At 71.3% G+C, this 23,685-nt stretch carries 15 protein-coding genes and 4 pseudogenes; 11 read left to right on the forward strand and 8 right to left on the reverse strand.

All coding sequences use genetic code 11. The features are described 5' to 3' along the window. Nucleotide 1: 1 nt before the first annotated feature. The gene (locus tag QF035_RS05135) at nt 2-988 is read right to left on the reverse strand and encodes a phosphotransferase family protein (RefSeq protein ID WP_307518494.1); all 987 of its coding nucleotides are present in this window, start codon (nt 986-988) and stop codon (nt 2-4) included. A gap of 52 nt (nt 989-1,040) precedes the next feature. Here QF035_RS05135 and QF035_RS05140 point away from each other — a divergent pair, with 52 nt between their 5' ends. After that, nucleotides 1,041-2,573, forward strand: a complete 1,533-nt coding sequence (locus QF035_RS05140) for a DUF4419 domain-containing protein (protein ID WP_307518496.1) — start codon at nt 1,041-1,043, stop codon at nt 2,571-2,573. 78 nt (nt 2,574-2,651) lie between these two features. Here the strand turns inward: QF035_RS05140 and QF035_RS05145 are convergent, their stop codons facing one another. Then, nucleotides 2,652-3,725, reverse strand: a complete 1,074-nt coding sequence (locus QF035_RS05145; RefSeq protein ID WP_307518498.1) for an alkene reductase — start codon at nt 3,723-3,725, stop codon at nt 2,652-2,654. Nucleotides 3,726-3,859: 134 nt separating this feature from the next. Between QF035_RS05145 and QF035_RS05150 the strand changes: the two genes are divergently transcribed. The 7 genes from QF035_RS05150 to QF035_RS05180 all read left to right on the forward strand — a co-directional run bounded on the left by QF035_RS05150 (nt 3,860) and on the right by QF035_RS05180 (nt 11,519). Further along, the gene (locus QF035_RS05150) at nt 3,860-4,237 is read left to right on the forward strand and encodes a MerR family transcriptional regulator (protein ID WP_307518500.1); all 378 of its coding nucleotides are present in this window, start codon (nt 3,860-3,862) and stop codon (nt 4,235-4,237) included. A 63-nt stretch (nt 4,238-4,300) separates the two neighbouring features. After that, entirely contained in the window at nt 4,301-5,152 is an 852-nt protein-coding gene (locus tag QF035_RS05155) for a class I SAM-dependent methyltransferase (protein WP_307518502.1), read from the forward strand. Nucleotides 5,153-5,200: 48 nt separating this feature from the next. After that, on the forward strand, nt 5,201-5,737 hold the full coding sequence (locus QF035_RS05160) for a hypothetical protein (protein WP_307518504.1): 537 nt from the start codon (nt 5,201-5,203) through the stop codon (nt 5,735-5,737). A 70-nt stretch (nt 5,738-5,807) separates the two neighbouring features. Continuing rightward, nucleotides 5,808-7,319: a HEAT repeat domain-containing protein gene (locus QF035_RS05165; protein WP_307518506.1), complete on the forward strand. Its 1,512-nt coding sequence runs from the start codon at nt 5,808-5,810 to the stop codon at nt 7,317-7,319. A gap of 110 nt (nt 7,320-7,429) precedes the next feature. Next, a complete protein-coding gene (locus QF035_RS05170) occupies nt 7,430-8,890 on the forward strand; it encodes a hypothetical protein (RefSeq protein ID WP_307518508.1) in 1,461 nt (486 codons plus the stop codon). 110 nt (nt 8,891-9,000) lie between these two features. Next, on the forward strand, nt 9,001-10,263 hold the full coding sequence (locus tag QF035_RS05175) for an AAA family ATPase (protein WP_307518510.1): 1,263 nt from the start codon (nt 9,001-9,003) through the stop codon (nt 10,261-10,263). Further along, the gene (locus QF035_RS05180) at nt 10,260-11,519 is read left to right on the forward strand and encodes a vWA domain-containing protein (protein ID WP_307518512.1); all 1,260 of its coding nucleotides are present in this window, start codon (nt 10,260-10,262) and stop codon (nt 11,517-11,519) included. Before QF035_RS05175 ends, QF035_RS05180 begins: the two co-directional genes overlap by 4 nt. A 315-nt stretch (nt 11,520-11,834) precedes the next feature. Here the strand turns inward: QF035_RS05180 and QF035_RS05185 are convergent. Beyond that, nucleotides 11,835-12,296, reverse strand: a pseudogene (locus tag QF035_RS05185) (AraC family transcriptional regulator); the annotation flags it as partial. Nucleotides 12,297-12,455: 159 nt separating this feature from the next. Between QF035_RS05185 and QF035_RS05190 the strand changes: the two are divergent. Continuing rightward, a pseudogene (locus tag QF035_RS05190) lies at nt 12,456-13,640 on the forward strand (MMPL family transporter); the annotation flags it as partial. Nucleotides 13,641-13,643: 3 nt separating this feature from the next. Here QF035_RS05190 and QF035_RS05195 read toward each other — a convergent pair. From QF035_RS05195 to QF035_RS55655, 5 genes and pseudogenes are all read right to left on the reverse strand, one after another. Beyond that, nucleotides 13,644-14,132, reverse strand: a pseudogene (locus QF035_RS05195) (RNA polymerase sigma factor); the annotation flags it as partial. Between the two features lie 96 nt (nt 14,133-14,228). Beyond that, the gene (locus QF035_RS05200; RefSeq protein WP_307518514.1) at nt 14,229-15,239 is read right to left on the reverse strand and encodes an ArsR/SmtB family transcription factor; all 1,011 of its coding nucleotides are present in this window, start codon (nt 15,237-15,239) and stop codon (nt 14,229-14,231) included. A gap of 133 nt (nt 15,240-15,372) precedes the next feature. Then, complete coding sequence (locus QF035_RS05205; RefSeq protein ID WP_307518516.1) at nt 15,373-16,137, reverse strand: N-acetylmuramoyl-L-alanine amidase; 765 nt, start codon at nt 16,135-16,137, stop codon at nt 15,373-15,375. A gap of 90 nt (nt 16,138-16,227) precedes the next feature. Continuing rightward, complete coding sequence (locus QF035_RS05210; RefSeq protein ID WP_307518518.1) at nt 16,228-16,593, reverse strand: peptidoglycan-binding domain-containing protein; 366 nt, start codon at nt 16,591-16,593, stop codon at nt 16,228-16,230. 240 nt (nt 16,594-16,833) lie between these two features. Beyond that, nucleotides 16,834-17,751 (reverse strand): annotated as a pseudogene (locus tag QF035_RS55655) (8-oxoguanine DNA glycosylase OGG fold protein); the annotation flags it as partial. Between QF035_RS55655 and QF035_RS05215 the strand changes: the two are divergent. Then, nucleotides 17,738-18,592 carry a DUF4132 domain-containing protein gene (locus QF035_RS05215; protein ID WP_307518520.1) on the forward strand — a complete coding sequence of 285 codons (855 nt, stop codon included), beginning with the start codon at nt 17,738-17,740 and terminating at the stop codon, nt 18,590-18,592. The pseudogene QF035_RS55655 and the gene QF035_RS05215 overlap by 14 nt on opposite strands. Further along, nucleotides 18,589-23,664, forward strand: coding sequence for a hypothetical protein (locus QF035_RS05220; RefSeq protein WP_307518522.1), 5,076 nt, complete (start codon nt 18,589-18,591; stop codon nt 23,662-23,664). Before QF035_RS05215 ends, QF035_RS05220 begins: the two co-directional genes overlap by 4 nt. The last annotated feature ends 21 nt before the right edge of the window (nt 23,665-23,685 follow it).

The following is a 23,685-nucleotide window of genomic DNA, read 5'->3' on the forward strand; positions in this document are numbered from 1 at the left end:
ATCACCCGTATCGGGTGAGCAGTGCCTGGAGATAGTCCTCCAGCCGGTGGGTGAGCGTCACGGGTGTGAGGTCGTGCCGGCCGAGCTCCCGCCAGGGACCGGCGACCTTCTCCGCGTCCGGTGCGAAGGCGAGGGCATCCAGCAGACGCCAGTACAGGTGGGCTCCGGGATCCCCGTCGAGCGCTCCCCCGACTGCCGAGTAGTCGTCGGCCAGGCGCATTCCGGTGTCGACGCCGTGCAGCAGGGCGAGCGCGGTGGAGCAGTGGGCCACGTCCAGGTCGGCCGGGCCCCAGGACGTCTCCACCCAGTCCACGACACCGGTGACCGCCAAGTCGGCGCCGTGGCCGGTGAAGAGGACATTGCCGGGATGAAAGTCGCGGTGCAGGAAACAGGGCCGGTACGGCGGGGGCGGACGGTGGATGACGTCCACGGCTCGTTGCCACAGTTCGGGCCGCAGCGTGCCTTCGGGCAACCGCACGCGATCGGCCGCCGTCCAGGCCTGGTACGTACGCGGCCGTGTGCGCGTCGGCACGAACAGCCCATGGATGTCGACGAGTTGCCGAGCCAGCAGCCCGGTCCTGCGCGGTACGTCCTCGTCGCCGTCCAGCCGGACACGTCCAGGCAGCCAGGACATCAGGAGCGAGGGGTGGTCGCAGTGCTCTGCAAGGGCATCCACGCCGTGGAAATCGGCGACCGGCACGGAGGTCTCCGCGAGGAACCTCAACATGTCCGCTTCGCGCGTGAGGAGCCCCTGCGCGTGCTTGACGAAGAAGGGCCTGACGAACGACCGCAGGACGAGCGACCTGGGCTCGCCCTGCCCTTCGATGTCGAGGCGGCGCATCCGTGAGGTCCAGCCGCCGCGCAGCGGGACGACGGCCCTGATGCGTTCGCCTTCACCCAGCGTCTTCTCCACCCAGGCACGGGTGTTGGACCAGCCCTGACCGTCCACTCCGGCACCGATGTCGTCCGTATGCCCGCCCGCGTCCACGGGGGGCAGCCTACTGATCACCGAGGAGCCCACAACTCCATAGAATCGCGCGATGGTGACGTTCGAGATCGACGATGTGACGCCCGCTCCAGAGCCGCTGCCCACCCGGCCTCTCGGCGAACTGGCCGTGGACGCGCTCGCGGTCGGCGGGGACCCGAGCACTCCGGTCATCGAGCCCAATGGTGTGCATCCGCTGCTCGGGGCGGTGGGGCGTGCGTTCGCCGATCATCGTCGGCTGGTGCTGACCCCGGACGCGGTATGGCTGACGATCGCGCAGGGCCTCGCCCAGCACATCCGTCTGCATGCCGAGGAGCTGCGGCCACGGCTGGTGCGTCACGCGGGCCGCAGGCGACTCACCGTGGCCGTCGACGGGCCGATGCCGCGCGACCCGAACTCCTGGCAGGACGCTGTGGAGTTGTTCCACAAACTGCTCGCGGCGGAGATCGACGGCACCGGCACGACCGCCGATCTGTTCGAGTGCGACTTCTCCACCAGTACCGATGTCGAGCGGGTCGCGGGACGCATCGTCATGCTCGACGCGTACGCGCCGTACTTCGCCTTGTGGATGACCTTCGTCTGCGGAATCCCGTCGATCACGTTGGCCGGCACGGTCGAGGACTGGCAGCGGATCCGCGCACGGCTGGACGCGGTCGCCGACCTGGGCATGGAGACGTGGTGCCGGTCGCTCGTCCCGATGGCCGACCAGTTCGTCCGTGCCGCGGCAGGCGACGTCGACACCGCGTTCTGGCGCCGCATCTACAGCCCGGTCGACGCCTACGGCGGCGAGGTCGTCACCGGGTGGATCGCACGGTTCTATCCGTATCTGACCCGCCGCGGTGCCGTCACGAGGCCGAATCCACTGCTGGAACTCCCCCTCGACGAACCGCGCGACCTGACCCTCGACGGCATGTTCTACACGGGCCCAGGGGTGCGCAGCGACGACGTGCCGGCCACCCTGTCACGGCTGGTCGTCCACATCAACGACCGGGTGGAAGGCGACAATCGAGTGGTCGCCCTGCACGCCGGACTCGTGGGTGTCGGCCAGGACGACGACGGATCGCTGCGGCCGGTGGCGGGCTGGCATCTCACCTCGGCTGCGGTCGAGATGGACGACGTGATCGACCGGATCGTGTGTGACCATGCCACCACCCCCGCGCAGTCTCCGGACGGGCTCTGGTTCGAGGGGTGCGCGGACGTGGTGGCGCTCTACAGCCGTGTCGGCTCCGCGACACTGTTCGACGGCGCCTGGCGACTGCGGCCCATCGCCGACCGCCGCACGATGTGGCGCGGTCATCGAGCGCACTCGATCGCCATCATCATCGACCTCGCGGACGGCCGGAGTCTCGGCGCGGTCGACGACTCCCGCACAGGGACGACCCATTGGGTCGTCTGCCGGATCGAGGAAGCACCGTCCGACGGCGAAGACACGAACCGCCCTCGTTTCCGGCTCGTCGACGAGCCGAACGAGGTCCGTGTGTACGGCACTTCGCTCCCTCTCCTCCTCGACGCGGCCCTGGACTCGGGCGGTGACATCGCGCACCTGGAGACCGGCCGGCTCGACGAACTGGACCGCGGCATCGTCTGACAGAGGCGATCGGATACCGGACTCGGGAACCGGCGAGCGGCGCGCCGCTGAGCGAGCCGCCCCGCCGAACCGCCGCTGTCAGGCGCTGTACTGGTGAGCCGGATACGTCAGGTACCCCGCGTCGCCGCCCTGGTAGTAGGTCGCCTCGTCGACGGGCGCGACGGGAACACCCGTGCGCAGGCGTTCCACCAGATCGGGGTTGGCGATGAAGGCGCGGCCGAAGCTGATGAGTTCCGCGCCCAGACCGAGCCAGTGGTCGGCCTCGGACCTGCCGGTCTGCTTGGGGCCCATGGGGACGACCGGGTTCATGACGAGTGTGCCCGGCCAGGCACGGCGGAGCGCCACCAGCACCTCTTCGTCCGCGGTCGCTTCGAGATGGACGTACGCCAACTCCAGCCGCGCCAACTCGCCGAGCAGGGCGGTGTAGAGCTCCGTGACCTCCGACTCCCGCACACCCCAGAAGGTCCCGCCCGGGGAGAGCCGGATGCCCGTGCGGGCCGCGCCGACCGCCTCGACGGTCTCGGACACCGCCTCGACGGCGAACCTGATCCGGTGGGCCACGGAGCCTCCGTACCGGTCCGTGCGCAGGTTGGCGTTGGACGAGAGGAACTGCGAGATCAGGTATCCGTTGGCTCCGTGCAGTTCCACTCCGTCGAATCCCGCGTCCACGGCCCGGCGTGCCGCGTCGGCGTAGGAGCGGGCGTGCTCCGGGACTTCCGAGGTCTCCAGCGCGCGGGGCACGGGGGCGGGCTGGGGGCCGGTCGGCGTGAAGACGTCGCCGACGGCGGGCACGGCCGACGGGCCGACGGGCCGCGTGCCCGTCGTGTCGGGATGCGAGACGCGCCCGCCGTGCATGACCTGGGCGAAGATCCGCCCTCCGTTGACGTGCACGGCGTCCGTCACCGGCTGCCACGAGGCCTGCTGCTCCTCGGTGTGCAGACCGGGCGTGCCCGGGTTGGACTGCCCGATCAGGCTCGGCTGGACCCCCTCGGTCACGATCAGCCCGGCGGTCGCACGCTGGGCGTAGTAGGTCGCCATCGACGGCGTCGCCAGGCCACCGGCAGCGGCCCTCACCCGCGTCATGGGGGCCATCACGACACGGTTGGGCAGCGTCAGTTCGCCGAGCTGATGGCTCTGGAACAGGCTCGTCACTTCAGGACTCCTTCGCGATCCGTCGGCCCGGGTCCCGGGCACAGCGGTTACGCTAAAACCTGACATTGACGTCAGAGGCAAGGCCTGTGTCGTAGGTAACAGCGCAGGTAACAGCCGGGAGCGGGGAGAACGACATGCGCATCGGAGAGCTCGCCGAACGGGCCGGCGTCAGCGTCCGGTCGCTGCGCTACTACGAGGAACAGGGCCTGCTCACCAGCACCCGCAGCGCCAGTGGCCAGCGGCACTACACGGACTACGAGGTCGAGCGCGTCACGTTCATCCAGCGGATGTACGCGGCAGGCCTGTCCAGCCGGACCATCACCGAACTGCTCCCCTGCGTCGACTCGCCCAGCGAGGAGAACTCGGACGCCGCCCTCGAACGCATGGGCCAGGAACGCGACCGGCTCACCGCACACATCGCGGAACTCGTTCAGACCCGTGACGCCCTGGACGGCCTGATGACCGCGGCCCGAGCACACCGCGAGCAGTTCCAGGCGGCCGCCTCCGCCTGACGCCGCCGCCCGCGCTCCGCCCGACGCGGTGACACGGGTCAAAGCGGGCCTCACCATGTACGTATGACGGACGAGACGATCGTGAACACGCATCAGGCCGAGGCCTGGAACGGCTACGAAGGCACCCACTGGGCGGATCACCAGACGCGCTACGACAATCTCAACGACGACGCCAACGCGCCTCTCCTGACCGCCGCCCGTATCAAGGACACGGACGCGGTCGTCGACGTCGGCTGCGGCAACGGACGTCTCACCCGCCTCGCGGCCGGCCGAGGAGCCCGAGCCCTCGGTGTCGACCTGTCCGTGCCGATGCTGGAGCGGGCCAGGGCGAGCGCAGCCGAGGAGAAGCTCGACAACGTCTCCTTCGTACAGGGCGACGCCCAGGTGTACCCCTTTCCCGAGGCGGGTTTCGACGTGGCGGTCAGCCGCTTCGGGGTGATGTTCTTCGCCGATCCGGTGGCCGCGTTCGCCAACATCGGACGGGCTCTGCGGCCGGGCGGACGCCTCGCCTTCGTCTGTCCGCAGGCCTTCAGCCGAATGGAACAGTCCGTCATCTTTGCCGCCGTCGCCGAGCATGTGCCCCTGCCCGACCTGTCCCAGGACACGAAGACAGGCCCCGCCTCCTTCGCCGACCCCGAACGCACCACGGGCGTTCTGCGCGACGCCGGCTTCGAGGACGCCGACGCCGAGGCGATCGAACGGACTCAGGTGTGGGGCACGGACGCGGAGGACGCCGCGACCTTCCTCTTCGGCTGGGGCCCCATGCGGCACTGGCTGCGGGACACCGACCCGCAGGCCACGGAGCATGCCCGGCGCGCGGCGGTCGACGCCTTCCGCGCCTACGAGTCGGACACCGGCGTACGGCTGACATCGCGGCTCTGGCTGGTGACCGCCACCTGGCCGGGAGTCGCGTGAACAAGCCAACCGCGGGGCGGGAGCAGCGATGGAAATGGGGGTATCGGCATGAACCGGCCGCTTCTCTACCTCGACGTGGACGGGCCGCTCAACCCCTATGCCGCCAAGCCGCACCGACGGCCCGCGGGGTATGACACGCACCGGATGAAGCCCGAGGGCTGGATCGCCCAGCACCCCAGTACGCCACGGGCCCACGTGAAGCCGCTCCGGGTGTGGCTCAACCCCGAACACGGTTCCCGGCTGAGGGAGTTGGGGGAGCAGTACGACCTGGTGTGGGCGACCACCTGGGGCGCGGAGGCCAACACGTTCATCGGGCCTGTCATCGGCCTTCCGCGGTTGCCGGTCGTGGACTGGCCCACGACACATGACATACGCCCGGACGGCACGTTCTGGAAGACCCGTCACCTCGTCGCGCACGCCGGGGGCCGCCCGTTCGCCTGGGTCGACGACGACCTCGACGACACCGACCGTGCTTTCGTCGCCTCGCACCACGGGGGCCCGGCGCTTCTCCACCATGTCGATGCCCGGGTCGGGCTGCTCGACACCGACTTCGCCGTCCTCGACTCCTTCGCCCGCGGACTGTGATCCTCGGTGGACCCGGTCGGGGCCGTACAACCTCCGGGCGGCTCGGAGGTCTTCCTTTCCGGGGTGTGTCATGGGACCGGAGCACCAGATCGCCTTCTTCCTGAGGGAGTTGGCGGGTCGCAATACACAGCGTCGCGTGGCGGCGGCGAAGGGGCTGGGCAAGGTCGGCCGTCGCGAGCACGCCTGGGTGCTCGCCGAGACGGCCGGTGACCCGGTGCCCCAGGTCCGCGAGGCCGCGGCCATCGGCCTCGGCCGGCTCGGGGTGCCGGAGGCGGGCGAGAAGGTGCTGCCGCTCCTGATGGGCGACATGGATCCATGGGTACGCCGCAGGGCCTCGCTCGCCGCGATCCACCTTGGGCTGCACGGCGACGGGATCGTGCGTGCCTTCACGAAGCTGCTCGACGACCCGGAGTACCACGTCCGTATCAACGCTCTCGTCGGCCTGACGGCTTTGGGCGTGCCCGGCGATGTCTCGACGCTGGTGAGCCTGCTCGGCGATCCGGACGGCGCCGTGTGGGGACGGGCCCGGAGCCTGATCTACGAACTGCGGGACGATCCGGCCGTGAAGGCCGAGGTGATCCGGACGGCCCGGCAGGGCGACGCCGCCGCACGCATAGAGGCGCTCACCCTGCTGCCGGGCCGGTGCACCGAGCGACTGCTCGACTCGCTGCTCGCTGGGCTGCGCGACCCGTCCCCCGACGTACGGATCGCGGTGGCGTCGCGGCTGTCCGACGTGGAGACGCCGCAGATTCGTGACGCCCTGGCCACCGCGCTTGACGTGGAACAGAGCCCGGCCGTGGCAGCGCGTCTGCTGCGCATGCTGGAACAGCCGGGCGACCAGCAACTGATCGGCCCGGCACGGCGATGGCTGCGCGACCCCGTGGCCGGTCCGGCGGCCGCTCGCACGTTGGGAGAGGTGGACACCGGGACGGCCGTGGAACTCCTGCGCGGCGTCATCGACGACACCGGGGTGCCGGGACCGACCCGTGCCGCCGCCGCGAAAGCCATTGGCGAGTGCGGGAGATGGGACGCCGTGTGGCAGTTGCTCCCGCTGCTCGACGATCCGGACACGGATGTGCAGGCAGGTGCCGTCGACGGCCTGGGCGCAGCCGTCTACAGCGGACTGCGCCTCTGGGAGCGTTGGCCCGTGACCCGCGTTCTGGTCGATCGCCTCGCGGCGGAGCCGAGCACGGCCTGGCGGACGGGCTATGCCCTGATCGGGCTGCCTGACGCACTGCCGGTCCTGCGACGCCTGGCCGACAGTGCCGAGGCGGCCGAGGTCAGGGCCGCGGTGCTCTCGCTACTCGTCCCGGAAGACCTTGATGGCCCAGGTCGCGGCAGATACGGCGCCGAGGAGGACGTACGCCGCTTGGTGCGAGGGCTCGACGACACTGAGGAGCCGGTCCGCTACAGCGCCGCGCTCGCTCTCGAGCAGTGGCTCAGGTTCGGCTTCGCGCTCCCGCCTGGCCGCGAGGCGCTGCACGACCGGTTGGGGACCCTCGCCTCGGACCCGTCCCCGCGGCTGCGGCAGGCTGTCGCCGCCGTGCTCCAGGCTCTTGCGGATCCAGGTGGCCCGAACTGACTGCCACGGAAAACCACCTGACAGGTCGGCGCGAGGGCGCTACTGTCGCTCGCGATGACGACTCACTCTGTTGACAGAATGGGGGTCCCGTCCGCGCAAGGTGAGTGCTGATGCTCACTGACACCGCTTACGAGGATCTCCGCCTTTCCTTCTGGCCGCGCGTGCGAGAGTTCGCCGTGCCGCCCTCCATGATCGAGACCGCGTCCGCCCGCCGCCGTGCCGGGGACTGGGCGGGAGCGTGCGCCGCCGCGGGTGTGGATGTCGATCTCGATCTGCGGTCCCTGGCCCGTACCCGAGGCCGGGACCTCGCCGCCCAAGTCCGCGCGGATCTCCGCCACTTGGCGCCTGACTTGCTGCGCTGGCACATGCCGAGGACCGCTCCCCACGGGTTGCTGCGGCCAGGGCTGACGATCGCCCTGACGCGGTACGACGCGGAGGAGCGTGACGGCCCAGGCACGCGTGACAGCCCCGGCCCGGTGTTTCTTGTGGTCCGGACAGCGCCCGCCTGGGCGGACGCCGGTCAGCGCATCAGTCTCGCGCTGTGGGACGGATCCCATGCCGACGCCGGCGCCCGCCGTCACCCGCACCCCCGGCCGAACCGGCGGTTCCGCCTCGATCTGCACCGTCATCTGTGGGACGCGCGCAGGAGCGATGAGCTACGGGTCCGGTCGGGAGCCGATCGGCCGACCGGCGAAGGCCTTCCCCTGGTGAAGGCCGGCGAGGGCCTCAGCCTGGTGAACCCGGATGTGCCGGAGCCGGTGCCGTGGGATCCGCGCTGTGCCGTCGACCGGTGGGCCGCCGAGGCGCGGATACTGCTCCGCGCCGAGGGACGGTCCACCGGTACCGTCGCCGTGCGGGTGGGATCCGGGCAGCGACTGCTGCTGGACCTGGCCGCGGACGGTGAGGGCGCGGGGTCGCCCGGGTTCGCCCTCGCCGTGGCGCCCACGAAAGGGGCCACCGCCGCGCTGCCGGTCCTGCCCGACGCGGCGACCTGGACGCTGCCCGACCTGGAACTGGTCCGCAGTGGTTCGATCGAGATCGATCGGCTGCATCCGCTGGTCGCTTCGGCGTTGGCACCGGACCACTCCCTGACAGGTCCCTCCCGGACCTCCGGGCGGGTGCCTGCCCGGCCAGGGCAACCGCACCTCGTGGACTGCCGGGGAGAGCAGCACCGGATCGGCATGGTCCACGGAGTCCTGTCCCCACTGGACCACGACCCCGGCGAGATCCGCCGGGAGGAACTCCTCGCCGAGCTGACCGGCACACCGCTCCCCTGCCTCCAGACCATCGACACGGCCCACCGGCATCCGGACTGCCTCACCGGTGTCCGGGAACGCCTCCACCACGGCGACATCGCCGGAGCACTGGCCGTCGTCGAGGGCCTGCTGGGCCCCGACGCACTGCTGCGCGACGGCGCACTGCGGGACGAACTGGAGGCGGCCGCGCGGCGGCGCATCCTCTACGGGCTCTTCCGGGCGGACCTCGCCGGCCCGGGACCCGGCCGCGTCCGCCCGAGTCTGCCTCGCCCTCCCAGCCACCGCTCCCATCCACGCCACACGACCGGCCGCTGATCCAGGGGCGTCTCTGCCTGCCTTCAACTCGCCCCTGTCCTCCGCTCGCCCCTGCCTTCTGCTCACCCCTGCCTCTACTCGCCGCTCCACGAACCCTCAGGTGATCAAACATGCCCTCATACAGCCCGTTCGCCGCGCCCAGCGCACCCTCCGACCCGACGCACATCTCCCAACTCGACATAGCGGGCGACCTGTTGGCCCGTCTGCGCGACACCACCACGGAAGCGCGCCCCGACATCCAACTGGAGGCCCTCACACTGGCCGTCGCCGCGGACCTGCCCGTCCTCCTGTGGGGCGAGCCGGGTATCGGCAAGACCGCGGCGCTGACACAGCTCGCCGCGTCCCTGGACCTTCCACTGACCACCGTCATCGCCAGCGTGCACGAGCCGTCGGACTTCTCCGGGCTGCCCGTCATCGGCGACGATCCCGCGGAACAGGGCGTCCCGATGGCCCCGCCGGACTGGGCGGTCCGACTGGTACGGGCCGGCCGCGGGCTGCTGTTCCTGGACGAGCTGTCCACCGCGCCGCCTGCCGTGCAGGCCGCGCTGCTTCGCCTCGTACTCGAACGGCGCATCGGCGCCCTGCAGTTGCCGCCCGGCGTACGTATCGTGGCCGCCGCCAATCCGCGGTCCTCGGCGGCCGACGGCTGGGAGCTGAGCCCGCCCCTGGCCAACCGGTTCGTCCATCTCCAGTGGACCCATGACCACGACGTGGTGGTTCGCGGACTCGGTGGGACCTGGCCGCGGGCCACACTGCCGCGGCTGGATCCGGAGCGGCTGCCGGAGGCCGTGGGCTTCGCCCGCCGTGCCGTGTGCGAACTCCTCTCCGCCCGCCCCGGACTCGTACACCGGCTGCCCAGCAACGAGACGCGCCGGGGCGGACCTTGGCCGTCACCGCGCAGTTGGGAGATGACCTTGTGCCTCATCGCCTTCGTGACCGCGGCCGGTTCCTCCAGGGAGGTGCTGTCCCTACTGGTCAGGGGAACGGTTGGGGACGGCCCCGGTCTGGAACTGCTGGCCGGCCTGGACCGGATGGACCTCCCGGACCCCGAACTGCTGCTCGCCGACCCGGAGTCCGCCGCCCTGCCCGAGCGCGGGGATCTGCGCCAGGCCGTGCTCGACGGTGTCGTGGCCGCCGTCCGCAAGCGCCCGGACAAGACGCGCTGGGACGCCGCATGGGCGCTTCTGGTGCGGGCGCTGGACACCGGAGCCCCGGACCTGGTGGTCGTCCCGGCGACCACGCTCGCCTCGCTGCGTCAGCAGGACTGGGACGTTCCGGCATCGATCGAACAGCTCGCCGGAGCGGTGTCCATCTCCCGGCGGGCAGACCGGGCGGCGGCCCGGGCCGCGGTCACCACCAGGGCGAGCCGGTGATCCCGGATCCGCCGAGGGCGCTGGACCTCGACAAGCTCTTCGCCGCCCGGCTGCAGGCGGCCCGGGCCCGGCCCTACCTGGCGACGGCGCTGTTCGCCCTGCACACCGTGGAGTCACGTTCGGTACCGACGATGGGCGTCGACCGGCACTGGCGGTGCTACGTCTCACCGGCGTTCGTGGACCGCACACCGGTGGAGGAGCTGGCCGGTGTGTGGGTGCACGAGGTGTCGCACCTGCTGCGCGACCACCACGGGCGCAGTGACAGGGTCGCGAAGGAACGCGGACTGACCGGCCCCGGGGAACGGCTGCGGATGAACATCGCCGCGGACTGTGAGATCAACGACGACGTGTACGGCGACGGGCTGGCCTGGCCCCAGGACGTCGTCGAGCCGGGCTCCCTGGGGCTGCCCGAGGGGCAGCTCATGGAGGACTACCTGCGGCAGTTCCGGCTCGGGCCGCGCACCCAGGGCCACGCCTGGCTGGACTGCGGCAGTGGGGCGGACGGTCTGGACAGAGGGTGGGAACTGGGACCGAACGGCGCGCACGGCCTCAGCGCGCAGGAACGCGACGCGGTTCGGTTCCGGGTGGCGCAGGGCATCAAGGGCCGTCCGGGGAACGCCCCCAAGGCGTGGCAGCGATGGGCCGACGAGGCTTTCCAACCACCGCAGCCGTGGCGGGAGTTGCTGGGCGCGGCGATCCGTTCGGCGAGCTCGGGATCCGGCGCGGGCCAGGACTACAGCTACGGCCGTCCCTCACGCCGGTCGGCCGGAGTGCCGGGCGTCGTGCTCCCCAGTCTCCGGCGCAGACCGCCCCGGGTCTCCGTGATCATCGACACCTCCGGCTCGGTCAGCGACGCCGAACTGGGCAGCGCTCTCCGCGAGGTTGCCGCCATCTCCCATGCCGTGGGCGGCCGCCGGGATCTGGTCTCCGTACTGCCGTGCGACGCGTCCGCCGAGGTCGTGCACCCGCTGTGCCGCGCCGAGGGGATTCCGCTGCTGGGCGGCGGGGGCACGGATCTGCGCACGGGCTTCGCCAAGGCGCTCCGTACCCGGCCGCGGCCGGATGTCATCGTGGTCCTGACCGACGGTCAGACGCCCTGGCCGAGCGCGCAGCCGTCCTGCCGGACGGTGGTCGGCCTGTTCCCCCGGTCGTACGACTCCGGGTCGTGGGACGAGGACGATCCCGAGTACGTACCCGACACCCCGCCCACGTGGGCTCGTGTGGTGGAGATCGGTTCGGCTCCCGCCGGCAGGTGATCCGTTCAGGTCAACTCGTGTACGAAGTGCCGGAGTTGATGCTCGTGGCCCGGTCGACGTGATGTCCGACTCGACGAGGTGCTTCCGGCGCTGCGCCGCGCCGACGACGTCCAGGTCCCTGTCGCAGGCATGCTCGCGGATGTAGCGCCGGATCGCGGCCTCGACCGTCGCTCGTTGCCCGGTGGGCGCCGAATCGTTGCCGCCCTCCGCGGCCAGACACACCAGGTCCAGGAGTCGGTCGCACGCGATGTCGAAGGTCGACTCGGAGAGTTGCTCGCGCTCCTCGTGCAGTGTGGTCGTCAACTGCCGGACGACTCGGCCCAGTCCGTTGGCGCCGCTGAGTACGTGCGGCCCTCCGGCCGCGACACGGCTGCGTCCGGCGACGTTCTGGCCGGGCATGAGGAAGGAGATCCCCACGAGATCGTCACCGTGCGCGAACGTCAGCGGGCGGTCGATGTCGCACAGCGCCATGCCGCCTGGCCCTATCTCCCCGGACGACGCCCCCTGTTCGACGCAGGCCGTCCCGGCGAGCGGTACGAGGGGTTCGTACGTGCCTCGGGGGTCGGACCGGATGTGCCGGGTGTCCCCGTCGACCACTTCCTCTCCGCCGGCGCACAGGGCGAGGCCGTAGACCTTCGAACGCTGCCACTTCAGGCGTCCGGCCCATGGAGTGCGGCGATCCGGCACTTTGATGCGGCTCGCGCCGTGGAGGCCGGTGAAGACCTCGTCCCAGGCGCTCGCCGAGGAGACCGTGAGGTCTTGGCTCCGGGAAGACACGCCGCATCGTGCGGCCGGCCGAAGGACGCTCCGCAGCTGTGAGCCAGCTCACGTCGCCGGGATCGAACTCCTGGGCCGGTCCCGCGTCTTGTCTGCGCGCAGCCGAACGGCCTCGTATCGGGATCCGCCTCCATGAGGCCCCTCAACCAAAGGATGGACATGTTGGACCGCGTTGCGGAATTGACGGTTCGGTGGCCCAGAGCTGTGCTTGTGGTGGCCTCCGTCCTCGTTGCTGCGATGAGCGTCGTGGGTGTGGGCGCCTTCGGGAAACTGGTGGGCGGCCGCGGCCTGGTCCTGGCCCATGTGAAGGGCGACGAGTCGACGCGGGAAGAGCACGCGCACGACATCATCGACACGTACAGGGGCCGGTACGAGGGACTCACCGTCCAGGCCGGCGGCGGTACGGCGGTGGGCGCCGAACTGTCGGAGCAGGTACTGAAGGACCTCCTCCTCGCGGAGATCATCGCCGTCCCCGTGACGCTGCTGCTCCTTCTCATCGTGTTCGGGGGCGTGGTCGCGGCTCTGCTACCGCTCGCCATCGGCACGGTGGCGGTCGCCGGGACCTTCGCGGAACTCGCGCTCCTGGGCAGCGTCACCGACGTGTCGGTCTTCTCGATCAACCTGACCACCGCCCTCGGGCTCGGACTGGGCATCGACTACGCGCTGTTGATGATCAGCCGTTTCCGGGAGCAGCTCGCGTCGGGGACGAGCGTTGCCGACGCGGTTCGAACGACGGTGCACACGGCGGGACGTACGGTCGTGTTCTCGGCCGGCACGGTCGCGGTCGCGCTCACCGCGCTCCTGGTCTTCCCGCAGTACTTCCTCCGCTCGTTCGCCTACGCCGGTGTGGGTGTGGTCGTCATCGCGGCCGTCGGCACCCTCTTCGTGATGCCCGCGCTGCTCATGCTGTTGGGGCATCGCATCAACAGCGGCAGGCTCCCCTGGCCCAGGGCCGACCGTCATCGCCGGCGCGCACCTTTCTGGGGCCGACTGGCCGGGACCGTGATGCGCCGACCGGTGCTGACCAGCGTGCCGGTCCTCGCGGTGCTCCTGCTCGCCGCGGCGCCGCTCCTCGGCGTCACGTTCGGTACCCCGGACGAACGGGTCCTTCCCGAGGACGCCGCGAGCCGGCAGGTGTCCACGGCTTTGCAGACGGACTTCGCGGGCGATGACGAGGCGGCCGTCCAAGTGGTGGCCGACGGGTCCGTGAACTACGAGGCTGTCGACGATCCGGCTGGCGCGGGTGCGTCGCGCCGTGTCGCCGTGCGGAGCGTCGGCGGTGGCGGCGAGGGCGGTCGCGAGCTTGGCCCGTCCCTGGTTGAGCCGGCTGCGGACCGTGCCGACCGGGACTCCGCACGCGTCGGCTATCCGCTCGTAGGACGTGACGCCGGTGCTGAAGTGACGCAGTACCAGGGGCAGTCGCAGTGTGGGGGAAAGCTCTTCGATGGCCTCCCAGATCCAGTCCCGCATCGCGTGGTGCTCCAGCCGGCGCTCCGGTCCGGCGTCCGTGGAGGGCACGTGCAGATCGTCGATCGGTCGGAAGGCCACGGAGCCTCGCAGCAGGGAACGGGCGGCGTTGCGCACGATCATCCGCAGCCATGGACCGATGGCCGCCGGATCGCGGACGTCGCCCACGCGGCGGAGCGCGGTCACGGCCGCGTCCTGGAGCACGTCGTCGACGTCGGGCCCCGGTCCCAGGATGCTCAGTGCCACCGCGCGCATGCCTGCCCGGTGCCGTTCGAGCAGCAGACCCAGGGCAGTGACGTCACCCGCCTGCGCGGCACGCGTGAGCACCGCGTCCTCCAGACGTACGGCGTCAACTGCGTTCGGGCTCATGGGTGTTCCTCTTCCGGCGTCTCCCGTCCTGCGTGCGACCGTACTGTGGGCGGCCCGGCGGCGTAACGGCCGCCCGGGAAAACCGAACTCCGGTACTCAGCCGTCCTGCACCGTGATCTGCCGGTCCTGGTCGGGGAGGCGGAGCAGTGCCGCTCCCAGCGGTGTGAGGGTGTGCAGGACGGTGTTCGCGTGGCGGTGGCTGACAATGAGTCCCGAGTCGCGCAGCACGGTGGTGTGGTGGCTGGCGTTGGCGGGGGACACCGAGACCGCGCGGGCGATCTCCGAGTTCGTGGCACCGTACGTCACCGCGAGCAGTACCGCGGCGCGGGTGCGTCCGAGCAGTGCCGACAACGGCGCCTCGGCCGGGCGGTGTTCGGGAACGGGTCCGTCTGATGCCAGCGGGTACAGCAGGACGGGCGGCAGATCGGGGTCGGCGAAGGAGACCGGCTTCTGCCAGCAGAAGTACGAGGGGATCAGGACCAGGCCGCGGCCGCCCAGGTGCAGATCACGATCGACACCGCCCACGTACTCCACCTCCAGGACGGGGGCTCTCCAGCGCATGGCCGGCCCCAGTCCGCCGAGCAGCCCCTCCGCTCCGCCGTGCAGCAGATCGCGGCCCCGGCGGGCGCACTCGGCATCGACACGGGCCTGCATACGGTCGCTGTAGGGGGCGATGGCCGCGTTGTGGTACTTGCGCAGCGACGCGACCAGTTCCGCGCGGACGTCCTTGTCGGCCAGGCGGTACATGTCCGTCGGTACGTTCCTCACCTGTGCCAGCAGACCGATCTCGTGCCGGACCCGGGCGGGCGGTGTGTCGAGGATCGCGTCCAGCCCGCTCTTCAGGCCATGGCCCGCCTCGGCCGGGGTGAGGAAGTCGGGGAAGTACGTCGCGCGGGGGAACAGCGGAAGCAGCAACGTGCGTACGACGGAGCCCAGTTGCTGTGCGGAGATGGCAGCGCGGGCGTCGCGGTACCAGGCAGCGTGGGCCCAGCGCCCGAGCTGGGACTGTAGCCGGTGCAGACTGGCGGCGATCTCCCATAAGGGATCGGGGCGGCAGGCGAGCCGCGTTCGGACGAGATCCTCCGGCGTGAAGTGGATACGCAGCACGGTCCCCCCATGCGTGATTCCTGCCCGACGCGGCAGACGATGCCTCGCCGGCCCTCGTGAAGACAATGACTGGACCGGATCATCCTTCGGGCGCACACAGCGGGGTCAGTGCTGTGTACGCCCGCCCGAACCGTCAGCCCTGGATCAGGGCGGCCACCTCTGTGCGTATGGCGGGCATGTCTGCGAAGACCGTACCCGGGCAGTCTGTGGCAGCCCAGTGGAGGTGACCGCCGATGGCAGGAGCGACGCGGGCGGCTCCGCTCACCGGATTGAGGTAGGACACCTTCCCCAGGGGGGCGATCGAATGGCGCTCGGCCAGTTCGGCCAGGAGCTGGATGAGCGCGGTGCGTGCGGCGGTCGTCGGGGGCGTGGTCGTCAGCGTCCCCAGAAGGGCGATTCCGAGGTTTCCACTGTTGTATCCCTGGACGTGCGCGCCGGTGACGAGCCGCCCCGACGCGTCGTGCGCGGGCGTGCCGTCGGTGCCGGACCAACGCCCTTCGTACACAAGGCCGTTCTTGTCGATCAGGAAGTTGTAGCCGATGTCGCCGTAGCCCTTGCCGACGGTGTCGTTGCGGTAGATCGCGCGGACCACCGCGGCCGGGTCGGGATCGGTGCTCCCGTCGTCGGTGTGGTGCACGGTGAGGGTCTGGACCGGGTAGTACTCGGGCGGCCAGATCTCCGTACCGTCGGCTGCGAACCGCAGGGTCTCGTCCGCGCCCCAGGCCGCGCGCGAGCGCAACGTGTACGCGGCGGAGGCGGCAGCGGCCGCGGGCGGGCGGGGCACGACGCTCAACGCGGCGGCGACTCCGAGGCCGCCCAGGAACACGCGTCGCGATACCGGGGACGCCGTGCGGGCCGGGCTCCGGGAGCCTGCGGGGTTCGAGTCCGGGACCGTCATCGCGTGATTCCTCCTGTGGGGGGCCTGGCCGGTCGAAGCTGCCCGCTCCTTCGGTCGGGAAGCGGGCAGCCGGTGGAACGGAGGAGTGCCCTACAGCGCGCAGGCGGGCTTCGGGTTGTAGAGGCGGTTCCACGTGCTGGGACCCACGATGCCGTCGGCACCGCCGTCGGTGGCGTTACAGGTCTGCACGTAGTACACGCCCCGCGCGGTGGCCTGGCCGTAGTCCCCGTCCACGTCGAGCCAGTCGGAGTACTTGCTGTAGTAGTTGATGAGGCACTGCACCTGGCGAACCGCGTTGCCCTCGTCGTTGGGACGGACCGTGGGCCGGGCGGTGTCGGAGATGTAGTTGCAGTTCGGCTCGGCGACCGCGGCACTCGCGGAGGGCGCGACCGCGAGGCTCCCTCCGAGAGCCAGTACGGCGGTACTGCACAGGAGGGCTAGGCGGCGGGTACGCATGATGTCTCTCCCGAGGTGTGTGGTTGTTGTGATGAAAGTAAGAGTGCGTGTGAACACGACCGCCGGTCTACGAGATTCGAACAGGCCGAAAGAAGGCAGGTCAGGCACTCCTCCGCGCCAGATGTCAGGACGCGGGGTTTCAGACACCGTCGAACAACGCCAGTTCCAACACATCCGGGCGTGACCCGGGCCATCCGATCCCCGCGGAGGCGATTTGCTCGGTCGCGGGTGGACCCACCCCAGGTACACCTCGTACCGATGAGAGGTCCAGCCACTGTCCGACCAGATCCAGGCGGCCACGTCCGACGCGGAGGCCAGTCCCATGTCCGCGCCCACCCGCGCGGCATGAGCCCTCATCACACGCGCGACCCGCTGGTCCAGGATCAGCGCGCGGGGAACGGCGGAAGCGTCCGTCCCCAGGTCGTGGGAGTAGCCCTGGTCGAGGACGTAGCCCTGGTCAAGGAAGTAGAGGAACTTGGTGAAGAACGCCGGTCCCAGTCCTTTCACCGCCCCGCGGAGGCCGCGATACGCCGCGACGGCGCCCTCGCGGCGAAGGGCGGCGCCGGCCATGGCCAACGCGTCGTCGACAGTGGGCTCCGCCAGGATCTCCTTGAGGCGGTGCGGACCGTAGCCGGTCCGGCCCTGCCCCCATGCGTACGACGCGACCAGGGCCTCGGACCACGCCGAGCGCTCTGCTGCCCTGCGAGTCGAGGCGACCACCTGGTCACGGCTGATTCTCGCGGTTCCTGTCCCCGACCACTCGGGGAACTCAACGGGCCATGGCTCGACGCCCGACCAGTGTGCGGGAACGTACTCCACGGCGTGGCCGCCGGCACCTTTCACGTACCGAGCGCCGGGTCCGGCCAGCCAAAGTGCCAGTGCGCGCACCGCAGTTGGGGGCAGCAGCCGCTTCCGGAACTCGTCGTCCAGCTCGTCCGCGAGATCCTGACGTCCCCTCCCGCACCTCCCGATTCCCACGGCACCTCGAAAGCCCGCAGGGTACTGGGGACTTACTGATTCCGGACTCGAAATCGGCCCGGAGGCGGTCCGAGTGGGCTCGGAGCAGGCGTTGTCAGTGGTCTCACTTAGAGTTCCGGTCACTTGATCAGTGAAGTGCGGGTCAGTGAAGTGCGGGGAGGCACATATGGGGTGGGTCACGGCCGGCGACTACGAGGTCGGCCTCGACGGCGGAAAGGTCGTGTGCCGCAACGCCGCGGGACGGCAGTTGAAGTCCGTACCGGCCAAACTCGCGGACGATCCCGCGGTCATGGGACTGCGGCAGCTCGCCGAGTGGCTGGAACGGCACGAACGCCAGTGCCTCACCGATGTCGAGAAGTGGATGGTGCGCTCGCTTCCCGTGCCCCTCGCCGTCATCGCCCGGGTGTGGCCGGATCCCGCCTGGCAGAGCGCACTGCGCGATCTCGTCGTCACCGGTCCGGACGGCGAAGTGGCCGGATTCCTCCGGGACGCCGACCTCGACCGCGGGCTCGGCCTCGTCGACCTCGACGGGGACAGCATCCGCATCGCCCCCGAGCTGGTCCACCTCCCCCACCCCGTCCTTCTCGACGACCTTGAGGAACTCCGGGAGTTCGCCGTCGAACTCGGCGTCGAGCAGCGGGCCCAGCAGCTCTTCCGCGAGGTGTGGCGGCGCCCCGCGGGCCTCGACGCCGAGGCCACCACCGTGGAGGACTACGCGGGCGGGGCGTTCAAGCAACTGCGCTTCCTGCACGGTCGAACCACCCAGCTCGGCTACCGCGTGCGCGGAGGCAACGCCGTCTGCTCCGTGCGGGAGGACGCCCGCGGTGTGGAGGCCCGGGTCTGGATCGGCGACTACGACGGATACGAGGAGACCGAGACCGGCCCGCTCATGTGGACCGACGGCTCCGGCCGGGTGCTGAAGCTCGGTCAGGTGGGGCCCGTCGCCTGGTCGGAGGGCATGCGCATGGCTGCCGCCCTGTTCGCCGGGCGGGACATCGAGGACGAGGAGCAGGCGGCATGACCACCTACGCACACACCACCGCGGCCGCGCTCCTCGAAGCCGGTGCCGTCCTGCCCGTGGGCACCACCACCGGCGATGACGCCGACTCCCTCACCGTACGGACGTACACCCATCCCGCGCTGGACGGCCGGCTCGCCGTCCGTCTCGTGCCCGGCACCCTCGGCGAGGCCGAGGACCTCGCCCTGGAGTTCCTCGGTCTGGCCCGCGAACCGGAGACCCCCGAGGTCGGACAGGTACGCCGCGAGACCCTCGGCTTCCCCGCCTGGGCACTGGTCAACGACCCGGCCAACGGCCACCACGCGCTGGCCCTGGTCAAGGACGTCGAACGGCTCGCACGCCAGGCCAAGTCCCGCCCCGGCACCGCCAAAGAGGGCTTCGAGGAACTCGGCGAGCGGCTCGGCCGTGCCGTGCCGCACTTCCTGCCCACCTTCTACGAGCAGGCGGCCCGGATCTTCCTCCAGCACGAGAACACGACGTACGCCGCGGCCTTCTTCGGCAAGGCCCGCGAGGCCGAGCGGGTGCACGCGCTCGCCGTCGACGAGGAGCGGCAGCGCGCCGTGTTCCTGGAGTTCGCCTTCGCCGGGGCGCTGACGGTCAAGGCGCTCAAGGAGTATGTGAAGGACCTGGCCCACCGGCTCGATCCGGCCACGGCGTGGTCGCAGTTCCGGCAACTGTGCGTGGAGCGCTGCGCGGCGGGCATGCCGCCGTACGCTTCGCTGCCGCAGGACGCCCGCGGCCTGATCAAGGCCGCCGGGCTGTCCCGGGTCACCGAGGAATGCGCCCTGGTGGCCGACCTGGTCGCCTCGCCCGCCGCGGTGCGCGCGCCCGTCTCCTTCTGGACCGCCTACCGAGCCACCCTCGCGGTCCTCGCCGAGCGGCAACCGGCCGTACGGGCACGGCTGCTGGAGATCATGCCGACCACCTTGGGCCGCGAGGTCAAGGACGACGAGTTCTGGTTGACGCTGCTCGCGGAGAGCGGCGCCGACCGCCTCCTCACCGGCGAGAACGACGAGGGCGGCAAGGACGGCGAGGACAGTCGGGCCGATCGGGCCGGTCAGGACGGTGAGAAGGCGGGAGCCGTCGACGCGGCGGAGTGGCTCAGCCGCTGGGCCGCCCACCGCAAGCACGGCGGCACGGTCAGCAGCCGCTCCCCGCTCACCCTCCGGCTCGTCGAACGGATGGCGCCGCGGCTGCGTGCCGACGGCCGGACCGCGGACCTGTTCACGGGCCGCTGGCACGCCGGTGCCGACCTCGACCTGCTGGACCTGTGCGTGGCACAGGGAGTCCCCCTCGCCATGCCCGACCCGGACAAAGAGGTGTATCTGTCCCTCGACCGCTGGCTTCGCGACCGTGAGTCCGGTGGGCGCGACCTGACCGCCACCGCCGCGGACCCGCGTTTCCGGCCCCTGCTGCACCGGGCCATCGATGCGCTGAGCGACGACCGGACACTCGCCGGCGTGCTGGAGGCCCTCGCCGCCCATCCCGTACTGAGTGACGTGCTGCGCGAGTGGCTGGACGACGCGGCCGAGACATTCCGCGCCTCGACGGGCCTGCCCGGCGCCCGCGCGGCGCTCAACCGCCTGCGCCCCTTCCGGCCGGTCGCCGCCCGGGTCAGCCCTCAGGCGGTCGCGCGTGTCGGGGAGCACGAGATCGCACCGCTGCTCGGCCGCACCCTGCGGGCCGGCATCCCCGACGAACTGGGCTGGCCCGCCCTGGACGAGGCGCTGCGCCTCCTCGAAGCCGACACCGACACCGATGCCAGGACCAAGAGCGGGCGCAGGCGCCACCGTGACGACGACGCACTGCGCCTGACCGAGGCCTGGCCCGCGCTGATCCTCTCCCGCAGGCACAAGGCCGTCGTCGTCGGACCGGACAAGGTGCTGCTCGACCACGACCTGCGCCTGCCCGTCGAGCTGGACCGCTGGCAGCAACCGCAGTTCCGCTACACCGACGGCGAACTGCTCGTGATGTGGCGGCAGGACAGCAAGCAGTTCGGCTACTGGTCGACCCGGCCGTCCGAGGTGTTCACCCTCGGCGGCGAGCAACTGCCCCACTGGTACAGCAACGACGCCGGTGACCCCTCCATCCCCCTTCCCGGCGGCGGCCGTGCCACCGGCGGACGCACCCTGCACGCCGGCGACACCGTCCTGCCGCCGAGCCGGTCCGTCATAGGTGACGGCACGACGTGCTGGCGCCAGGGCAGGCAGGGCCGACAGCAGGTCTGGCTGGAGTACGACCCGGACACCGGTACGCACGGACGGGCGTCCCTGCCCGCCTTCCTGCGGTCCGGCATCCGTGAGGACGCCGCACTCCTGCAGCACCACTGCGAGGTCCTGCCGCTGCAACCCGGCCTCGAACAGAGCCCCTTCGGCACCGACGGCTCCGTGCTCGGCCGCTGGGTGCGCTCGGAGGGCGAAGGCACCGAGTCGCGGACGACCGCCGGTACGCCGGACGGCCGGACCGTCACCCTGCGAGCGTCCGGCTTCCCTCTCGGTGCGCTCCGACTGCCGGGAGGTGCCGAGCCCGTCGCCGCGTGCCTCAACATGCACGTCGTGCTGTTCGCCTCCGAGGACACCTCTGACACCGGCGAACTCGGCCGGGTCGTACCCGGTCAGCCGGGCGGGGAGTACGCCGCCGGCACCCGGCTCGTCCCGCCCCTCGCCTTCTGGCACGCACTGCGCCCCCGCGACGAACGGGCGTCCGCCGTGCTGCGCGCGCTCACCGACGAGGCGGTGGCCGACGTGCTGCGGGCCGGCGCCCGGGCCCTGATCGAGCGTGAGGCCCTGGTCGTCAAGGCCGGCGACGCCGCCGGTACCACCGTCGACGGCAAGCCCGTCGTCCCGTCGGTGGACGACTTCATTCGGCCTGCCGTGTCGACGGCTCTGCCCGGCCTCACCGACGAGCGGCTGCTCATCGGTGTGTCCGCCCTGGTCCGTGAGGCGCTCCGCCTCACCGGGACGGCTGCCGCGTTCGTGGCCCCGCCGGTCGAGAAGAAGCGGCCCGAACAGCGGCAGAACGAGGAGATGTTCGCCGACTACCGCCCCAAGCACGGCGAGGACCGGACCCTTCGCGCGGTCACCGCCGGCATCGCCGATCTGGGGGGATGGTGGGGAGGCAATCACGCGTGGACCGCGCTGCGCCAGATCCGGGCCGTGAACCATGTGCTGTCCGGACGGCCCGCAGAGGGCAAGCCGCTGCCCGATCTCGCGCAGACGGGCGCCCTCGGTGACGGCTGGCGGAGTGAGGAGCGCACGATCCCCGACATCGGCATCGTGTGGCCGTCGATCCTGGCCGTGCTGCGGCCGCTGGCCTACCGAACCGCCACGCCCACCCTGACCGACGCCGAACGGGAATCCCTGCTCCTGCTGCTCGAGGCGGTCGCCGAAGGACCGCTGGCCGCACCCGGAGGGGGGCTGCGCGAGATCCTGCTGAGCGAGCCGCACACCAAGCAGCAGCGTGCCGGTCAGGTGCTCCGCCGGGACGGACGCACCGTGGTCCTCCTCGGCTGCCAGAACGTCGACAACGAGCGCAACCGGGTCAGTTGGCTCGCCCTCGACCACGACCCCTCCGGCGCGTTCGGCGCCGTCGCCCACTTCACCCTGGACAAGGAGACCGCGGTGCAGCCGGCGTTCCCCGCCGACGGCCTGGCCGCCCTCACCCGGACGATCCGGGACAAGGGCGCGGCCCCCTGGCACTCCGAGGCGCCCGCCGCGTTCGCCGCAGCGACCCGCGACGGTCTGGGCCCCATCCAGGCCACCGTGCTCCTCGCCGCACGTCCGCAGAACCCCAGCGCCGACGTACTCGCCACGATCGGTCTGAAACCCCGGCAGATGGACCTGGGCAACGGACGTCTGTCGTCGCTCGGCCGGGAGGACCGCTTCGCCCTCATGAGCGCTCTGCTGCCCGAGGACCCCGCCGACCTGTGGACCACCGGACCGGACATCTCGGCCGCGGGCCGGGTGTGGGCCGAGCGCCTCGGTTCCGTCGTCCGCCTGCCCGAGGACCTCGCAGTCGATCTCGCCGGTCTGCCCGCCGACTCCGCCGAGGCCGTGCTCAATCCGGGGCTCACCCCCTGGATCAGCCGCACGACGGTCCAACGGCCGGACAAGGACGGCAACCTCGCCCCCGCGGACCCCGCGGCGCTGCCCGGACGGTACGACCTGAGCCGTGCCGTCGCCTCCCTGACCGCACTCGCCTACGGCCTGCCGTACGGGGACCCGCTGCGTGCCCTCCTGCCCGAGGGCCTCGCCGCCCTGCGCCGCCGTCTCACCGACCCCGGGCTGCTGCTCGAACTCGACGTCATGTGGACGGACAAGGGCGGCTCGACGGCGGTCGAACTGCGCAAGGCGTACGGCCTTCCCTCCACCGGAGGCGCCGACGCACACGGACTGACGCCTGTCGGGGAGGCCCTCGTGCTGCGCCCCTGGTACGGCGAGCAGGAGGCGGTACTGCTCCGCCCCGCCGTGCTCACCGGTCCGGACGACTCGGTCCTCGGGCTCCTGGAGGGTCTGGTGGGTCCGAATCACGACGGTGGTCTCCACACCCTGCGCTCGATCCTCGGCGACGGACTCGACCGAGCCCTGGCGGCCGGCCTCGCCCCGGAGGGACCCGTCGGTCACGCACAGGACCCCACTGTCGTCGCTCCCGCGCTGGTCGCCGAAGTGGCCGCGGCACGCGGTCTGAGTGAGGACGCGGCCGCGCTCTACCTCCAGTTGCTGGCCCTGCCCGATCCGACGGACCGCAACTGCGCACGCTGGACCGGCTGGAAGCCCGCTCGGCTCAAGAAGGCCCGCACCGAACTGGCCGCCACCGACCTGGTCGTCGAGGCGAAGCGACCGCGCGCCGGGCGCACCCTCTTCCTGCCCTGCGGCTGGCGCGACCTCAAGTCCCCCGCCCTGCCGGTGGAGACCTGGAAAGAGGGCCTCTACCCGGTGCGCGACCGCTCGCGTGCCGTGCCCCGCCTCCCGGTGCCCGACCTGTTCGCCCGCGCCTGGCAACGCGTCCAGGACGGTGACGCGCCCGCCTACGAGAAGCTCACCACCCGCGCCACCCGGAAGGGCCGCCGCCGATGACCACCGCCCGAGCCCACCGGA

The sequence above is a fragment of the Streptomyces umbrinus genome, from assembly GCF_030817415.1.
In the GTDB taxonomy this organism is placed as follows: Bacteria; Actinomycetota; Actinomycetes; order Streptomycetales; family Streptomycetaceae; genus Streptomyces; species Streptomyces umbrinus_A.

Excerpts from the sequence above, each read along its gene's own strand:
- QF035_RS05140 (WP_307518496.1), top strand. The coding sequence starts at position 1,041 with ATGGTGACGTTCGAGATCGACGATGTGACGCCCGCTCCAGAGCCGCTG.
- QF035_RS05150 (WP_307518500.1), top strand. The coding sequence starts at position 3,860 with ATGCGCATCGGAGAGCTCGCCGAACGGGCCGGCGTCAGCGTCCGGTCG.
- QF035_RS05155 (WP_307518502.1), top strand. The coding sequence starts at position 4,301 with ATGACGGACGAGACGATCGTGAACACGCATCAGGCCGAGGCCTGGAAC.
- QF035_RS05160 (WP_307518504.1), top strand. The coding sequence starts at position 5,201 with ATGAACCGGCCGCTTCTCTACCTCGACGTGGACGGGCCGCTCAACCCC.
- QF035_RS05165 (WP_307518506.1), top strand. The coding sequence starts at position 5,808 with ATGGGACCGGAGCACCAGATCGCCTTCTTCCTGAGGGAGTTGGCGGGT.
- QF035_RS05170 (WP_307518508.1), top strand. The coding sequence starts at position 7,430 with ATGCTCACTGACACCGCTTACGAGGATCTCCGCCTTTCCTTCTGGCCG.
- QF035_RS05175 (WP_307518510.1), top strand. The coding sequence starts at position 9,001 with ATGCCCTCATACAGCCCGTTCGCCGCGCCCAGCGCACCCTCCGACCCG.
- QF035_RS05205 (WP_307518516.1), bottom strand. The coding sequence starts at position 16,137 with ATGACGGTCCCGGACTCGAACCCCGCAGGCTCCCGGAGCCCGGCCCGC.
- QF035_RS05210 (WP_307518518.1), bottom strand. The coding sequence starts at position 16,593 with ATGCGTACCCGCCGCCTAGCCCTCCTGTGCAGTACCGCCGTACTGGCT.
- QF035_RS05215 (WP_307518520.1), top strand. The coding sequence starts at position 17,738 with ATGGGGTGGGTCACGGCCGGCGACTACGAGGTCGGCCTCGACGGCGGA.
- QF035_RS05220 (WP_307518522.1), top strand. The coding sequence starts at position 18,589 with ATGACCACCTACGCACACACCACCGCGGCCGCGCTCCTCGAAGCCGGT.